14 protein-coding genes and 1 tRNA gene are annotated in these 14,900 nt (G+C 52.9%); 6 read left to right on the top strand and 9 right to left on the bottom strand.

The genetic code is table 11. From position 1 onward, the window contains the following. The first annotated feature begins 84 nt into the window (after positions 1-84). The 5 genes from J2I47_RS00430 (at position 85) to J2I47_RS00410 (ending at position 6,019) form a co-directional block, all read left to right on the top strand. Positions 85-987 carry a hypothetical protein gene (locus J2I47_RS00430; protein ID WP_207362572.1) on the top strand — a complete coding sequence of 301 codons (903 nt, stop codon included), beginning with the start codon at positions 85-87 and terminating at the stop codon, positions 985-987. 170 nt (positions 988-1,157) lie between these two features. Then, positions 1,158-1,233 (top strand) — tRNA-Gly (locus J2I47_RS00425). Positions 1,234-1,720: 487 nt separating this feature from the next. After that, complete coding sequence (locus J2I47_RS00420; protein ID WP_207362571.1) at positions 1,721-4,729, top strand: tetratricopeptide repeat protein; 3,009 nt, start codon at positions 1,721-1,723, stop codon at positions 4,727-4,729. Between the two features lie 31 nt (positions 4,730-4,760). Beyond that, positions 4,761-5,285: a hypothetical protein gene (locus tag J2I47_RS00415; RefSeq protein ID WP_207362570.1), complete on the top strand. Its 525-nt coding sequence runs from the start codon at positions 4,761-4,763 to the stop codon at positions 5,283-5,285. Positions 5,286-5,302: 17 nt separating this feature from the next. Continuing rightward, on the top strand, positions 5,303-6,019 hold the full coding sequence (locus tag J2I47_RS00410; RefSeq protein ID WP_207362569.1) for an ABC transporter ATP-binding protein: 717 nt from the start codon (positions 5,303-5,305) through the stop codon (positions 6,017-6,019). A gap of 123 nt (positions 6,020-6,142) precedes the next feature. Here the strand turns inward: J2I47_RS00410 and secG are convergent, their stop codons facing one another. The 5 genes from secG to miaB all read right to left on the bottom strand — a co-directional run bounded on the left by secG (position 6,143) and on the right by miaB (position 11,016). Beyond that, the gene (secG, locus tag J2I47_RS00405) at positions 6,143-6,517 is read right to left on the bottom strand and encodes a preprotein translocase subunit SecG (RefSeq protein WP_207362568.1); all 375 of its coding nucleotides are present in this window, start codon (positions 6,515-6,517) and stop codon (positions 6,143-6,145) included. 32 nt (positions 6,518-6,549) lie between these two features. Then, positions 6,550-7,401: a DUF8458 domain-containing protein gene (locus tag J2I47_RS00400; protein WP_207362567.1), complete on the bottom strand. Its 852-nt coding sequence runs from the start codon at positions 7,399-7,401 to the stop codon at positions 6,550-6,552. Between the two features lie 150 nt (positions 7,402-7,551). After that, complete coding sequence (gene lptE, locus J2I47_RS00395) at positions 7,552-8,058, bottom strand: LPS assembly lipoprotein LptE (RefSeq protein ID WP_229374184.1); 507 nt, start codon at positions 8,056-8,058, stop codon at positions 7,552-7,554. A gap of 43 nt (positions 8,059-8,101) precedes the next feature. Next, complete coding sequence (locus J2I47_RS00390) at positions 8,102-9,460, bottom strand: sigma-54 interaction domain-containing protein (RefSeq protein ID WP_207362565.1); 1,359 nt, start codon at positions 9,458-9,460, stop codon at positions 8,102-8,104. An 80-nt stretch (positions 9,461-9,540) separates the two neighbouring features. Further along, positions 9,541-11,016, bottom strand: coding sequence for a tRNA (N6-isopentenyl adenosine(37)-C2)-methylthiotransferase MiaB (miaB, locus tag J2I47_RS00385; protein ID WP_207362564.1), 1,476 nt, complete (start codon positions 11,014-11,016; stop codon positions 9,541-9,543). 224 nt (positions 11,017-11,240) lie between these two features. Between miaB and J2I47_RS00380 the strand changes: the two genes are divergently transcribed. Then, positions 11,241-12,599, top strand: coding sequence for a tetratricopeptide repeat protein (locus J2I47_RS00380; protein WP_207362563.1), 1,359 nt, complete (start codon positions 11,241-11,243; stop codon positions 12,597-12,599). 115 nt (positions 12,600-12,714) lie between these two features. Here the strand turns inward: J2I47_RS00380 and J2I47_RS00375 are convergent, their stop codons facing one another. From J2I47_RS00375 to J2I47_RS00360, 4 genes are read right to left on the bottom strand one after another with little or no spacing between them, the layout of a single operon-like run. After that, complete coding sequence (locus tag J2I47_RS00375; RefSeq protein WP_207362562.1) at positions 12,715-13,086, bottom strand: VanZ family protein; 372 nt, start codon at positions 13,084-13,086, stop codon at positions 12,715-12,717. Between the two features lie 6 nt (positions 13,087-13,092). Then, entirely contained in the window at positions 13,093-13,815 is a 723-nt protein-coding gene (gldF, locus tag J2I47_RS00370; protein ID WP_207362561.1) for a gliding motility-associated ABC transporter permease subunit GldF, read from the bottom strand. Between the two features lie 8 nt (positions 13,816-13,823). Then, positions 13,824-14,348 carry a DUF4199 domain-containing protein gene (locus tag J2I47_RS00365; RefSeq protein ID WP_207362560.1) on the bottom strand — a complete coding sequence of 175 codons (525 nt, stop codon included), beginning with the start codon at positions 14,346-14,348 and terminating at the stop codon, positions 13,824-13,826. Further along, a complete protein-coding gene (locus tag J2I47_RS00360; RefSeq protein ID WP_207362559.1) occupies positions 14,345-14,893 on the bottom strand; it encodes a DUF4199 domain-containing protein in 549 nt (182 codons plus the stop codon). The genes J2I47_RS00365 and J2I47_RS00360 overlap by 4 nt, the downstream gene beginning before the upstream one ends. Positions 14,894-14,900: the final 7 nt, after the last annotated feature.

The raw sequence follows: 14,900 nt of genomic DNA, 5'->3' as shown, positions 1-14,900 counted from the left end.
ACATATGCAGAATGAATAGATAAATACTCAATCATTCGTTCTATCTTTAGCCCATTCTCTGTACAAACAATCTATCAATTGCTGATGAAAACTCTGTACCGTTCGGTCGCTCTATTGGGACTAGCTTCACTATCCAACTTTCCCGCATTTGCGCAGGCACCTGTTCAACCAATCGCCAGTATCCAACTACCCGATTCGACAAACGGGCGTCCACTTCTTCGCATTGGCCTCAACCTTGGGCTTACCCAGCTATACGGTGATTTATCGACGCCTAACTTTGGTTTCGGTGCCGGGCTAAACGCTAGTTATCCCATCAGTTCGGTAGTGGCCGTCACCTTACTTGGCGACGTTGGCTCACTGGGGGCGCAACAGTCCGACTACTACAATTCAAAAGCGTCAGCGTCCTACATTCAGGGGGCCGTCGGTGGTACGTTTAACCTGACACGGTTAATAGCAGGTAAGCCCCGGCAGATAACCACCAGCCCCACCAACGGACAATTATCGCCCGACAATTTTGACACCAACCGCGACCACAGGAATACCAAAAGCAACATCGACTTTTATATTGGCGTGGGGCTTATTGCGTTTGACGCCACTGCCAGTTCACTCACTACGGGCAAGTTACAGCGCTATACCAATGGTAGCGGCAGCCATAAAACACAATCGGACAACGTAACAGCCAGGGGCGACGCCGGGACTACAGCAACACGCGAGTTTGTGGTACCTCTGGGTCTACGCTACAACCGGATGCTTAGCACCGCGCTGAGTATCTACGCCGATCTGCGATACAATTTCGTGGCTTCTGACAAGCTGGATGCCACCAGAGAGAATGATAACTCAACGATAGATATGCCGCTGGGTGGTGCTATTTATGGCAAAACCGTGCTGAGCACCAACCGCGATAAGTGGGCATCATTGTCGGTTGGCATCATGTATCAGATCAGGCGTAAGTCTGGCCACAATCGCATTCGTATTACTGATTTTTAAATTTTCGGCGATCAACGAAAGCCCGATAACTGGCTAATTATTAGTCCATTCAGGACGATACCACTGAAAAAGGGCAACTTTTTTAGGCTTCAGACCTTGACAAACATCCAGTATTAACCTACTTTTGCATCATCAAATCGCTGACGATAGAAGGTCTGAAGGCGGTAAACGCGAAAGTAGCTCAGCTGGTAGAGCGCGACCTTGCCAAGGTCGAGGTCGCGGGTTCGAACCCCGTCTTTCGCTCCACAATGAAGGCACCGCAACCAACGGTGCTTTTTTTGTACATACCCGATTCGTCGGGAATTGCCGGGATGGTGGAATCGGTAGACACGCCGGACTTAACAAGTTGAGTGCGCGAATGGAAACGTTTGCAGTAGAACCGCTTAAATTCGGGGAAACCTTGTCGAATTAGTTCGATTGGCAATCCCGAGCCAAGCCCATCAGCACCATGTTGATGTGGAAGGTGTAGAGACTTAACAGGCGGCACCTACGTTTCAGACAGTCTGAAATAAGGTGAAGAGAAAGTCCAGACCACAAATCTCCCGCCGTGGCGGGATGAGCAGCGAAAGCTGTAGTTGGTAAGAAAATCCTGTGGGCCACAAGCCCGTGCGGGTTCGACTCCCGCTCCTGGTACGGAGTACAAAAGCACTGATCTTCAGTGCTTTTTGTGTTTCCAATTCACCCAAATAAACCCGTCTGTATGCGGATGGCGGGAGTTTTTCGTTTGCTTTATATGGCATTATTCTTTTGGCATAACTGGTCTAAATCAGACCGGATTGTGGTGGTTAGCGGACTGACACTTCTGGCGTTGTGTGGCCTTGGCTATACCTATGTCGCTTACCGGGGCCTGGAAAACGTGGTTTCCTGGAATGTGCTGAGCGAATTGGTCAGCTTACCCGGTACCCTCTACAGTTTCACCGACGGTCTGCTCACGTACCCCATTACTGGGCGCATCCAAACCGTTACAAACCAGTTTGCTGTATCGCCCATGGAAGTGCATCCGGGCGTTGCCATGCTTGTGGCGGGCTTGCTCTGCGTAGCACTCTCCTACACGCTGGCAGCTATTTGCCGGTTGCCGGCGCTACACTATCGCATTGCCATGGGCCTGTTTGTACTGCTGCTGGCGGTCTGTCGGTTTGAGGTGTTGGGCCTGCCCGGTGAGAGCAGATGGCCGTTTCTGGTGCTGGTCGCGCTGTTTGGTGGGGTCAGCTACTACTTTCACGCTTTTCGGACAGGCACGAGTCTGCTCAACCGGCTGTTGGTCTTTGGCGGGCTGTTTGTATTGGCCGCACTGGGCATGAGTGTGGGGGCTACGGTGGTCCATCCGGCACAGTTGCTCATGAGTTATGCGCTACCGGGACTGGTCATTATCAGCGTTATGTTTATAGCCTATATCGCTATCGATATTGTGGGCGGCCTCGTTTGGCTCACGAGTGTCAGCCGCCCCAATGGTCGCCCCCTGGGCGCAGTCAACTTCATCTTCATCAGTGTATTGTATTTGCTCAACCTGCTGCTTGTCTGGCTACGAAACACCAAGACCATTGACTGGGATGCGCTTACCATCAGTCCCTTCCTCATTTTGCCAGTGTCGATCGTGATTGGGTTCTGGGGGTTCCGGCAACTCGCGGAACAGCGCAGTTTGCTTTCTTTTTCGAACGCTGGTGCCGGGCTGTACATAGGCATGGCTGTACTCACCATCCTGACTGTTGCCTACGCGTTTGCTACAGCCAATGACCCGCTGATCGAAGTGTTTGAAGATGCTATCGTCTACAGCCATTTTATCATGGGTCTGCTGATGGTCCTTTATGTGCTGGTCAATTTTTTGCCTATCTACAAACAGCAACTACCTGTGTACAGGGTGCTGTACAAAGCGCGCCTGGCCGATCTGCCTCTGTTTCGACTGGCTGGCATAGTAGGTATCATTAGCGTGAGTGCGTCGACGGGGCATTTTACGGTGCGGCAGGGCTACGCGGCCTGCCTGTCGGCGTTGGGCGATGCTTATCAGGCGGAAAACGAGCCTGATCTGGCGCAGACCTATTACCAGGAATCCGTAGCGCAGGAGTTTCAGCAGCACAAAGCCAATTATGCCCTGGCTTCGATAGCGATTTACCGCAATGACCCCACAACGGCGGCCCTTTTCTTCTCGCAGGCGCTGCGCAAGCAACCATCACCACAGGCTTTTATCGGCCTTTGCAGCACCTTTCAGCAGACAAATCTGTTTTTTGAAGCAATAAAAACCCTGCAACGGGGTATCCACACGTTTCCAAATAGCGGCGAGCTACGCACCAACCTGGGCTACCTCTATGGCAAAACCGCCATTGCCGATTCGGCCTACTACTACCTGAAGTCGGCTGCGGACCTGACACCGCGCGCCGAAGTGCCACTGGCAAATCTGCTGGCGCTTTATGCCCGTAATCCACAAATTCTGACCAGCGACTCAACACTGGCGGGGCAGATACCGGATAGTGACGACCCTGCCCTGGTTGCCAACAGAATGGCCCTGCGCCTGCAACATTCGCACGACACAACGACCCTGCCCAGGCCCAACCGGATTACCAAAACGCGGCCCAACGCGGCGCTCAGTGCAGGGGAATTTGCCAGCCTCTATAATTACGCATTGCTGGTCCCAAACCCCGATACCACCCTGCGCAATACGTTGCAGCGTGCCGCGCTCAGTCCCGGCAACCAGACAGTTAGCGATGAACTGTTGCTGGCGAACGCGCTGGCCCTGTACAAAGCACATCGGCACCATGAAGCCTTCAATCAGTTGACCCAGTTGGCCGTCACCGATGCCCGCGCCGCGCCCACCTACCGCGCCACACTCGGCCTGCTGGAACTGGAACAGGGCCTACATAAGCAGGCTGCGGCCACTTTCGCGCAGAATACCGATACGCTTTCCATAGGCTACCGGGCTGTGGCTATGACCAAAGCAGGTGACCTGGCGGCGGCAAAGCCGTTATGGGAAACAGCCACACGTAATGACGCTACCCTGCGCGGTATGCAGCAGGCGCTTTACACGGCACCCGCATCAGCCACAAGTCAGGCGGGTTGGACAGATTTACAGAAAGCCTTTTATGTCAGCTATCGCCCCGACGATACCAACCGGGGTAAGGTGTGGGAAACGATTCGCGATGCCAGCCTGAAAACCGTAGCTGGGGCTGCGCTAATTACAGGATACCTGAATACCCGGCAATACTTCTATGCCCAGATGATTTTAAGCCAGATGGGCAAACCAAGCCAGTTAACGCCCTTTGCCCGGTCGCTGGAAAACCTGTCGGCGGTGAGGATTGCGGCGTTTCGAAACAAAGCGGCGGCTACAGACTCGCTGGCAAAAGCATTCTTTGTAGAGCAACACCTGGCCGAAGTAGCCCTGTTGCGTGGACAGGCGCTGGCGAGTCAAAAACAAGCAGCAGAGGCCTTGACGGCCTACCGCACTGCCCTGCAACAAGCCCCAATACATGGGTTAATTGTAAGCAAAGGGGCGGGCTTCCTGCGTCGGGCTGGCCAGGTGAAAGAAGCCTACGCGGCAGTGTTGCCCGCACTGGATTATAACGAAGCCGACGTTGATCTTATCAAGACATACGTACTACTCTGTCTGGACCAAAGCCTGATCGACTATGCCGACGATGGACTAACGCGGCTTCAGGTAGCCACCACCCCCGCCGATTATCAGGCGTTTGAACAAGCCTATCAGCAAAAACTCGCGGTTATCGAAAACGCCCGCACCACGTTCAAAAACTAGCGTAGCTTTAGCTTCCTAAAACCACTGGCACATGGCTACGAATCTACATTGGGTGAAGCAGGCGTTCGATAGAGAAATACACATTACCGAAAACGGCGTGGAAGTAGGCAGACTGCACCGGGCTGTGTTTGACCGTGACGTAGATGCCGCGCTTCATAAGACCCAATTGCGGTTTGATGTGACGGGTTTTTTAATCAACACCGTCAATATCCATGATCTGGCCGCCGACAATCGTATTGTGGGTACCATCACCTTTCATTTTGGCAAACGAGCTGAATTGACGCTGGAAAATGGCAACATCTATACCTGGAAACGGCAAAATATACTGATGCGCCAGTGGATCATGATCCGGGAAGGGGTTACCGACGCCGATGACAAAGAAGTAGTTAACTACAGCCTGACCCGGCAGTTTTTTGTTCAGGAGGGCGATATGCAAGCTGACCTGGACTCACCTGAAGCCGATATCGTGATGCTGGCGGGCTTGTTTATCCGTCAGTACTTTCAACGGAGACGCAGAATTGCGGCGGGCGGGGCCGTTGCGGCTTTTGGTGTTTAATGACGAACCAGACGACAATGAATATTATTGAAACCCGCGCCATTTCGAAACGCTATGTCATGGGCAGCGAAGTAGTCGATGCCCTCAAATCTATTACCATTGACATTCAGAAAGGCGAATACGTAGCCTTTATGGGTCCATCGGGATCGGGGAAATCAACGCTCATGAACATTGTAGGCTGCCTGGATTCGCCTACGTCAGGTACCTACGTGCTCAACAATAAAGACGTGAGCAACATGGACGAAAACGAACTGGCCGAAGTCCGCAACAAGGAGATCGGTTTTGTGTTCCAGACGTTTAACCTGCTGCCCCGTCAATCGTCGCTCGACAATGTGGCTCTGCCGCTGATCTATGCGGGTTACAGCAAAGCCGACCGGACAGAAAAAGCAATGATTGCGATGAAGAACGTGGGGCTGGAAAACCGCGCCGGCCACCGCCCCAACGAACTGTCGGGTGGTCAGCGGCAACGGGTAGCCATTGCCCGCGCGCTGGTTAACGACCCCAGTATTTTACTGGCCGACGAACCCACGGGTAACCTTGACACCAAGACATCCTACGAAATCATGGACCTCTTCGACCAGATTCACGCCAAGGGTAACACCGTGATCATGGTGACGCACGAAGAAGACATTGCCGAATATGCCCACCGGATTATTCGCCTCCGCGATGGCCTGATTGAAACCGACCGCGCCAACGCTAATATCCGCAAAGCAAGGGCGTTTATGCAAGCATAGAAGGTAAGAGAAGAGGCAAGAAGCAAGAGGTAAGAGCCAGGAATTAAGAAAGGGCTTACGCAGGAGAACATCTCTCGCGTAAGCCCTTTCTTGATTCCTGGCTCTTACCTCTTGCTTCTGTGCTTATGGCCGCAATGCCGAAGCTGAATTGCCAGGTGCTGCTGCCGGGGCGGTGGCTGGCGCAGGACGCGGTGCCTGGGCCGCGCTCGGTGCCGGGCGGGTGGTAGCCCGCTCAATGTTGGCGCTATTAATCGTGGCCGAGCCGTTCTTGTCGATCAGGGCGTATGAGGCCAGCACCAGCACCATAATACCAATGCCAAGGCCCCAGGTGATCTGCTCAACCACGTCGGTCGTTTTCTTAACGCCCATCAGTTGGTTCGAGCCAAGGCCGCCCAATTCGCCAGACAAGCCGCCGCCCTTTGAATTCTGAATCAGGACCACCAGAATCAACAGGACGGTCAGAATGCAAGCAAATACAATAATGGACGTAACTAACATACAGTAGAGGTCGTAAAAGTCAGTGGTGATGTTTAGCGATTCGTGACGGATTTTGTATCGGTCAGCTCGCTTATTTTGGCCGCAAAGTACGCGTTTTTCTCTGGGTTTTTCAAGGCCAGTTTTTCGTAGATGGCAATCGCTTTGTCGTACTTGCCCTGTCGGGCCAGGATCTTGGCGAAACTTTCGGTCACCATGCTGCCAGCGGGCAGGGTTGGCTGGCTACGCTGGGTTAAGTCTTCCTGATCGGTATGATCGCCAAGTTTACCACGTACAGGCCCAATGCGCGGCTCGTTACGAATGAAATTTTCAATGATCTCCAACTGCCGCCGCCGTTCCAGATCCTGCACCTGCTGTGTGTCTGGCACCGGGTCAGGTTCCGTTTGTCCAGACAGCGCCAGATCGGCCTGAATGGCTTCTTCGGCCAGCGTGGCGTCATCTATGGGCGGTTTAGTCTCGGTAAACAGCCCGTCTGGATCGTTAAATGCCAGCCGGGGCATGGTTATCAACGGCATTGACAAACCACCAGCGGTACCGGGCTTACTCCGGTACAGTGCGTAGCTTTCATGCTTATAATCATCTGGAATGGGCACCTGCCGCGACGCCAGCTCATTTAGCTTAAGCAGCAAATTATCAGACCATTGAAATTCGTTTTCGATCAGCTTACGCAATGCGTTTCGGCTCAGTGCGTGCGCGGCAGCACGACGCAACAGCGGCACGGTTTGCCCCTTCTGGTACATCGACGAGGCTTTGGCCGTCAGCGTATACAACGCCTGGCAGTAAGGGTACGTAGCCAGGTTCTCCTGCATTTGCTGAAGATCGGCTACAGTGAGGTCATTGGGATGGGTGACCCAATACGAAAACGTTTCTTTGTCGATGGGTTGCATACAGAGGAAGCGGTGTCGGAGTACGAAAGTACTGATTTACGACTTACAATGGACGAGCGGTCCGCCGCCGCGGTTACGATTTGTTGCTTACGCCTGCGTATGGTTGCTCCGGCATCAGCTCAAATCGTACATCGTACATCGTAAATCAATTCACCAGTCAGCGGCAGTTTTATTGAAGATGTCCAGAATAATCTGGTCCAAAATCTTGGGTACCAACCGGCTCTCGTTTTGACTCAGGGTCTGGTTTTGCGGAAAATCCTGGTAGAATGAAAAGGGCTGTTCAAAGCTCTTGGTGTCATCTTTGTTGTTGGTAAATCGCGTCGTCACCGTGATTTGCAGGCGGTTAAGTCCAGCCTGATCGGTAGCCGTTGGGGCCACAGCCACCAGATCGTAGCCCGATACAGCTCCCTCCAGCACCAAGTCGCCACCAGTCGGCACCACCTTCAGGTTGGTATACCGCTGGTAATATTCTTTGATCCTTTCCGTCAGGTCGAGCGGCAGGTTGGCCGGGCCACCCGCCGTCTGTAGCGTGAAGTTGTTGACCGTAATGGTCTTTATTGTGGGCGAGAGTGTAGTTCCCGAAAAGGAATAAACGCCGCAGGACTGAATGCACAATGCACAAGTAACAATGCACAATGTTTTCAGCAACCACTTCATGGTATACTCATTGTACATTGTTACTTGTGCATTGTGCATTCCCTTACTCTTCATCAATTTCATACTGCTTGATTTTACGGTATAATGTGCGCTCAGAAATACCGAGCGCCTGCGCAGCATACTTACGCTTGTTGCTATTGCGACGAAGAGCCTTCACAATCATCTCTTTCTCTTTCTTTTCGAGCGACAATGAATCGTCCTCTTCCGTTTCGTGGCTCACGTCTTCTACCGTCACGTCGTTGATATCGCCATCGGTGTCGTCCACGATCTGCACCGCCGGGTGACCAAAATCAGGTTCGTAAACGGGTTGGTCGGGACGTGACTGGCCGTTAGGCAATAAACGGGTGTAGTTAGGCTCAGTAGCATCAGGGGGGCCGGGGTAGCCGTTGTCGGTCGGACTAGTCTCGAACAGGTCGCGGTGTTTGTGTAACAACTGACTGCCGTATGCCTCATTACCCAGGGCTTCGCGCACCAGCTTTTTCAAGTCGTTCATGTCGCGGCGCATATCAAACAGCACCTTGTAGAGCAATTCGCGCTCTGAGAATGAATCGGTTGCTCCATTACCGCCAATAGCCGTCAGGGCCATTGATCCAGGCTGTTTGCTCTGCTCACGAGGCAGGTATTTGGCCAGCGTTTCTGCGTCAATGGGCTTATTTTGCTCCGATTCGAGGATCGAGATTTGCTCGGCCAGGTTTTTCAACTGCCGAATGTTTCCCGGAAACGGAAAAGCCAATAGCAGCCTTCGGGCGTCGTCGGTCAGTTGAATGGGTTTGATCCGATACCGCTCGGCAAAATCGGTGGTGAACTTCCGAAAGAGCAGGTCAATGTCGTTACCCCGTTCGCGGAGGGGCGGCACAAAAATGGGCACGGTGTTGAGCCGGTAATACAGATCTTCGCGGAAACGCCCTTTCTCTACCGCCGCCAGCAGGTTCACGTTAGTGGCCGCTACCACCCGCACGTCGGTCTTCTGCACTTTCGACGATCCCACGCGGATAAATTCGCCGTTTTCGAGCACACGCAGCAGACGGGCCTGGGTACCCATAGGCATTTCACCGATTTCATCCAGGAAAATAGTGCCGCCGTTGGTGGTCTCGAAATAACCCTTTCGCTGATCTACGGCACCCGTAAATGAGCCTTTCTCGTGCCCAAACAGCTCTGAATCAATCGTTCCTTCGGGAATGGCCCCGCAGTTGATGGCAATAAACTGACCGTGCTTGCGGGCGCTGAGGCTGTGGATGATCTTGGAAAATGACTCTTTACCACTGCCACTTTCGCCCGTAATGAGCACCGTCAGGTCAGTAGCCGCCACCTGCGTAGCCACGCTGATGGCGTAGTTGAGCGCCGGAGCATTACCAATGATGCCAAACCGCAACTTGGCAGACTGTATTTCCTGTGTGTTCATTAACTAGTTGTTTGTCTGTTTGGCTGTCTGTCTGTTTGGTTGTCAAGTCCGAACAGACAAACAACCAAACAGACAAACAACTAAACAACAGTTCCAATGAGCGTTGCCGATGAGCATTCGGTGACGAGCACGTTGACGTAATCGCCTTTCTTATGTGTACCACGCGGGAAGACAACGATTTTGTTCTGGTCATTCCGGCCTGACAAATCAGCCTCCGACCGCTTCGAGAAACCTTCGACCAGCACCCGTTGTACTTTGCCCAGGTGACGCTGGTTGCGCTCCAGCGACAGGTCACGTTGCAGAGCAATGATTTCGTTCAGGCGACGTTTTTTCACATCTTCCGGCACGTCATCAGCGTATTTTTTGGCCGCCAGCGTGCCAGGCCGCTCCGAGTAGGCAAACATGTAGCCATAATCAAACCGGGCATATTCCATCAGCGACAGCGAATCCTGGTGTTCTTCTTCCGTTTCTGAACAGAAGCCTGAAATCATGTCGTGCGAGATACCGCAGTCATCGCCGAGAATAGCCCGAATCCGGTCTATTTTCTGGAGATACCATTCACGGTCATACGTCCGGTTCATCAGTTCCAGAATCCGGCTGTTGCCACTTTGAGCAGGCAGGTGGATATAGTTACAGATGTTGTCGAACCGGGCCATCGTATAGAGGACATCGTCAGTGATGTCTTTGGGATGTGAAGTCGAGAAACGTACCCGCAGATCGGGGTGAATACTCGCTACACGGGCCAGCAAGTCGGCGAAAGTGACAGGGGATTTCGGATTGGGGCGGTCCGCCGCTGCGGTTTCGGATCTCAGATTGGCTCGCGCTGCCGATGAATCATCCAGCCATTTGTATGAATCCACGTTCTGCCCCAGCAGCGTTACCTCGCGGTAGCCGTCGGCGAAAAGCTGTTCGGCTTCGCGCACAATGCTGTGCGGATCACGGCTGCGTTCGCGACCACGCGTGAAAGGCACCACGCAGAAGCTGCACATATTGTCGCAGCCACGCATGATTGAAATGAAGGCCGTGACACCGTTGGAACCCAGGCGGATGGGGGCAATGTCGGCGTAGGTTTCCTCGCGGGAAAGAAAAACGTTAACGGCTTTTTGGCCTGTTTCGGCTTCTTCCACCAGCCTTGGCATGTCGCGGTAGGCATCTGGTCCAGCCACGATGTCAACGATCTGTTCCTCTTCCAACAGTTTGGTTTTCAGGCGTTCGGCCATACAGCCCAATACGCCAACTACCAGTTCGGGCTTGCGCTTCTTGAAGGCGTTGAGGTGTACCAGCCGGTTGCGTACCTTCTGCTCGGCGTTGTCGCGAATGGCGCAGGTATTGAGAAAAATAACGTCGGCTTCTTCAGCCGTTGAGGTAGTTGCAAACCCGGCATTGCGCATCACGGCGGCCACAATCTCCGAATCGGAGAAGTTCATCTGGCAGCCGTAGCTTTCAATGTAAAGCCTTTTTTTGCCAATAGCCAGTTCATCAGCAGAGACGCGGGGCAGTTCGGCGGCGGCTTTATCGTCGGGCGAAAGGATAGTTAATTCAGCAATGCGTTCCATAGAACAAAGGTACGAATTTAAGGAGCCTCGTGCTGACAGTTTGTCAGGCTTAAATAATCATAAACAAGGTCCTACAAACTAGCTATTTCCCTATAGGTATAATATACCAGTGATCAATACGTTGTTTTTTTCATGTTTCTCTTTAAGTGTGTTTGCATACAATGAGTTAGCCCATTAGTTTTGGTCGTCTTCGGGCAAAAACACAACCCATAAAATCAGCTTCAATGAAAAAAATTTATGCATCCTTTCTCGCCCTTGGTATCGGTTTATTGACCGTTACGAGTTCATTGGCCCAACAAACGGCGGTCGATTTTTTCAATGAGGGTGTTCAGAAAAGCAACGCCAAAGATTTTACAGGCGCATTGCAGGCGTTCACTACGGCCATCATCATGAACCCCGAGAATTCGGCTAGTTACTACAACCGCGCACTTGCCAAAAGCAGCCTTAACGACATTCAAGGCGCTGTCAGTGACCTTGATCAGGCCATTGAACTGAATCCACAAGATGCCAACGCTTTCCTGTACCGGGGCATGAGCCGGTCAAAGCTGGAAGACTTCCGGGGCGCCATGCAGGACTTTAACCGGTCTATCGAACTCAGCCCGAATGATGCGTTTCTGTACTATAACCGGGGCATCTGCCGGTCGCAGATGAACTACCTGGCCAGCGCACTCACTGATTTCAACAAGGCCGCGTCTATTTCACCCAACGATGCCAATGTGCTGACCGCCCGTGGCAACTGCAAAAACCAGCTGACCGACTATCGGGGTGCGCTGGCTGACTTTGGCCTGGCCCTCGAAAAGTCGCCGAACAAGGTGACGGCACTGGCGGGGCGTGGTTATTCGCGTTTCAAAACAGAAGACTACAAGGGGGCACTTGCCGACTTCTCACGGTCTATTGAACTCAGCCCGCAGGATGCCGACCTGTTCTACAAACGCGGCCTGGTGAAAACCCGCATGGCCGATTTTGAAAACGCCGTGGCCGACTACAACAAAACGCTGGAGTTGAACCCCAATCATTATAAGGCGTTTTTCAGCCGGGGTTTTTGCCGTAGTCGCACCGGATCAAATAAACTAGCGCTGACCGACCTCGACAGAGCCATTGAAATGGACAACCGGGGGTTGCAAACGACCAAAGCGTATTACAGCGAGTTCATCACGCAGAACCTGTTGCCCCTGCTGGCAACGGTAGTGCAGGACCGCTATAAGGTGTCTGAACTGGGCGACGACCGGGCCGACGCCTATCTGGTGCGCGGCATTCTGAAAAACTCAACCGGCGACGGTAAGCCTGCTCTGGCCGACCTGAACCGAGCCGTAGAACTGAACCCAACCAGTTCGGAATCATACTTCATTCGGGGGATCATCCGTTCGTCGCTCGGCGATCAGAAAGGTGCCCTCATCGACTGCAACAGCACGGTGAAGCTGAACCCACGCCATGCCGAGGCCTATTATCTGCGGGGGATTGTGCGCTATGATTCAGGCGATGAAGTAGGCGGCTGCACGGACTTAAGCCGCTCCGGCGAACTGGGCTACGTACAGTCCTACAAAATCATTGCCGACCGTTGTAACAAAGTGGTTAGGCAGTAGAAGAGTTTAGAAAGTCAGTATGGGCAGAGAGTCCTGCTAAGTCTGGAAAGTCGTTTTTACTAACGATAATTTTCCAGTCTTGACAGGACTCTCTGCCCATACTGACTTTCCAAACTTATTGTACTCCTCTATACAATTTTCCAGCCTTAACAACGGCCATCACCAACAAGCCAATGCACAGGCCGGTGGTGTCGGCCAGGGCGTCCTGCCAATCACCGCTACGGCCAAGGGAGGTTACCACTCCCTGATAAAGTTCGGTAATGATGGCGTAGCCAACGCCAACCAGCAACGTCCGCTGCCACGACCAGCCTGCTAACCGCCACAGCACGGCGATGCCGAAAAAGGCAAACCCATGCACCCACTTATCGCGCGAGTTACCCATGTCGGGCATACCATCGCCGGGAATAGACATACCGAGGAAGATTGCGACGGTCCAGGCGATGGCCAGCCACCGGGCTATTTTTTGAAACGTTGAGGCAGAAAGCATACTTGATTACCGACCACCCAACCGGCGTTCGGTCAGGGCCAGAAAGAGACTGGTTAAGCTAAGGAGATAGATTACGTTGCGGGTATCAACCAGGCCGCGCCCCAGGGCCTCGTACTGGCTGTCGAGGCTAACATAGCTAAGCCAGTAGGCCAGATCAGACGTACCCAGCAGGCCACTGACGGTACTAAAACCGGCATACAGCACCAGGCTCACTACCGAACCCACTACGAAAGCAACGACCTGATTGTCGTTGAGGGACGAAGCCCACAGGCCTACCGCAACAAACACGCCCGCCAGCAACAGCAGTCCAACATACGAGCCGGCCACCGCCGCCGAGTCGATATTGCCGGGCGGGTTACCCAACTGATAGAGACTGTAATAGTAGATCAGCGTGGGCAACAGGGCCAGGGCTACGAGCAACCAGTTGGCCCAGAATTTGCCCAGCACCACGCCCCAGCGGCTCACAGGCTTGGTCAGCAGCCATTCGAGGGTACCACCACGCACTTCGTCGGCAATGGAACGCATGGTGATGGCGGGGGCCATGAAGAGCAGCACCCAGGGTGTGAGGCTGAAAAACTGCCCCATTTCGGCATACCCGTAGTCGAGCAGGTTGGTATCGGCAAACACCCACAACAGCAGGCCCAATACACCCAGAAACACACCCAGAATGATGTAGGCGATGGGTGAGCTAAAAAACTGCCCAATCTCTTTTCTGAAAATAGATAACATCGAATGGATTACCGTGAAAAAGGATCAACGGGTTCGCGGCGCAGGATAGCCGCAATAATCAGCGACAGAATAGCCCCGCTCAAGACCGACCAGATTACACTGACCAGAAACAAAATACCCGGCGAGCTGAACTTCTGCGAAATTTCCATGGCCTGATCAATCTGATCGTCGGTCATATTACCCTGATCTTCCATCTGCTGTCGCGCAATTTCCATGCCCTGCTGCATGATGGTGGGGTCAACGTAGGTCATGTATATGATGGAATAGGTAGCCGAGAGTATACCCATAATAGTAGCCGCCAGCACGCCCAGGCCCACGCCTTCGCCAATGGAAAGGTAGCCGCCATTTTCGCGTTTATATTCGGCAAGGGCCAGGTACAGACCGCCGATAGTAAACACCAGCGTTACGTAACCCAGCGACTGATTGCGATTTAGGCCCGTAACAAAGAGAATGGTTTGGTAGATGATGGTCGTTACACCAGCAATAGCACCCCATTTTAGGGCAATTTTAGCGGTAGAGGGTTTTTCATTCATGGTTTCAATACGGAATAGTCCTGTTTACGGAAGAGTAACGAAATAATAAGCGCCACAAAAATGGTATAGAGCGTTTTTTTACCCAGCATACTCAGCGGAATCACGTCGGGGCGGCTTTCCTTGGTTTGTTTGAGCAGCGCCACGTAAGCTTCCTGCCCAAATTGCTTCACCATGGCCGCCTTGTCGCTGATTTGAAACTGCGTAAGGTCGTCGATGTAGCGCGTGAACAGGGCCGGATCAACGTAGGTGATAAAGCCGTAGATCAGCCAGCCGGCCACCAGCGCGCCGACTGTGTTGATGACGTAACAAATGGTTAGCCCTTCCCAGAGGTGTAGCATACCCTTGCCCACGTTTTTCCGATAATACCAGACCGCCGCCACCATCAGAATAATATGAATACCGTAATCGAGGGGGTATTTTTCGATGATAAACAACGCCGACCGACCCGTGGCGTACAGAGCCATGAAGTAGCCAAAAACAGCCAGCCCCGCTCCCAGCCCAAACAGCAGCGGTATTTTTAGTAATGGATGATTGAAATAGGCCATAGAGGTG

This window comes from Fibrella rubiginis (assembly GCF_017353185.1).
Classification (GTDB): Bacteria; Bacteroidota; Bacteroidia; order Cytophagales; family Spirosomataceae; genus Fibrella; species Fibrella rubiginis.
This window is presented reverse-complemented; position numbering and strand designations above follow the sequence as displayed.

What these genes read in the sequence shown, in the direction of transcription:
- J2I47_RS00415 (WP_207362570.1), top strand. Translation starts at nt 4,761, where the DNA reads ATGGCTACGAATCTACATTGGGTGAAGCAGGCGTTCGATAGAGAAATA.
- J2I47_RS00430 (WP_207362572.1), top strand. Translation starts at nt 85, where the DNA reads ATGAAAACTCTGTACCGTTCGGTCGCTCTATTGGGACTAGCTTCACTA.
- J2I47_RS00390 (WP_207362565.1), bottom strand. Translation starts at nt 9,460, where the DNA reads ATGAACACACAGGAAATACAGTCTGCCAAGTTGCGGTTTGGCATCATT.
- miaB (WP_207362564.1), bottom strand. Translation starts at nt 11,016, where the DNA reads ATGGAACGCATTGCTGAATTAACTATCCTTTCGCCCGACGATAAAGCC.
- J2I47_RS00360 (WP_207362559.1), bottom strand. Translation starts at nt 14,893, where the DNA reads ATGGCCTATTTCAATCATCCATTACTAAAAATACCGCTGCTGTTTGGG.
- lptE (WP_229374184.1), bottom strand. Translation starts at nt 8,058, where the DNA reads ATGAAGTGGTTGCTGAAAACATTGTGCATTGTTACTTGTGCATTGTGC.
- J2I47_RS00410 (WP_207362569.1), top strand. Translation starts at nt 5,303, where the DNA reads ATGAATATTATTGAAACCCGCGCCATTTCGAAACGCTATGTCATGGGC.
- J2I47_RS00400 (WP_207362567.1), bottom strand. Translation starts at nt 7,401, where the DNA reads ATGCAACCCATCGACAAAGAAACGTTTTCGTATTGGGTCACCCATCCC.
- gldF (WP_207362561.1), bottom strand. Translation starts at nt 13,815, where the DNA reads ATGTTATCTATTTTCAGAAAAGAGATTGGGCAGTTTTTTAGCTCACCC.
- J2I47_RS00365 (WP_207362560.1), bottom strand. Translation starts at nt 14,348, where the DNA reads ATGAATGAAAAACCCTCTACCGCTAAAATTGCCCTAAAATGGGGTGCT.
- J2I47_RS00375 (WP_207362562.1), bottom strand. Translation starts at nt 13,086, where the DNA reads ATGCTTTCTGCCTCAACGTTTCAAAAAATAGCCCGGTGGCTGGCCATC.
- secG (WP_207362568.1), bottom strand. Translation starts at nt 6,517, where the DNA reads ATGTTAGTTACGTCCATTATTGTATTTGCTTGCATTCTGACCGTCCTG.
- J2I47_RS00420 (WP_207362571.1), top strand. Translation starts at nt 1,721, where the DNA reads ATGGCATTATTCTTTTGGCATAACTGGTCTAAATCAGACCGGATTGTG.
- J2I47_RS00380 (WP_207362563.1), top strand. Translation starts at nt 11,241, where the DNA reads ATGAAAAAAATTTATGCATCCTTTCTCGCCCTTGGTATCGGTTTATTG.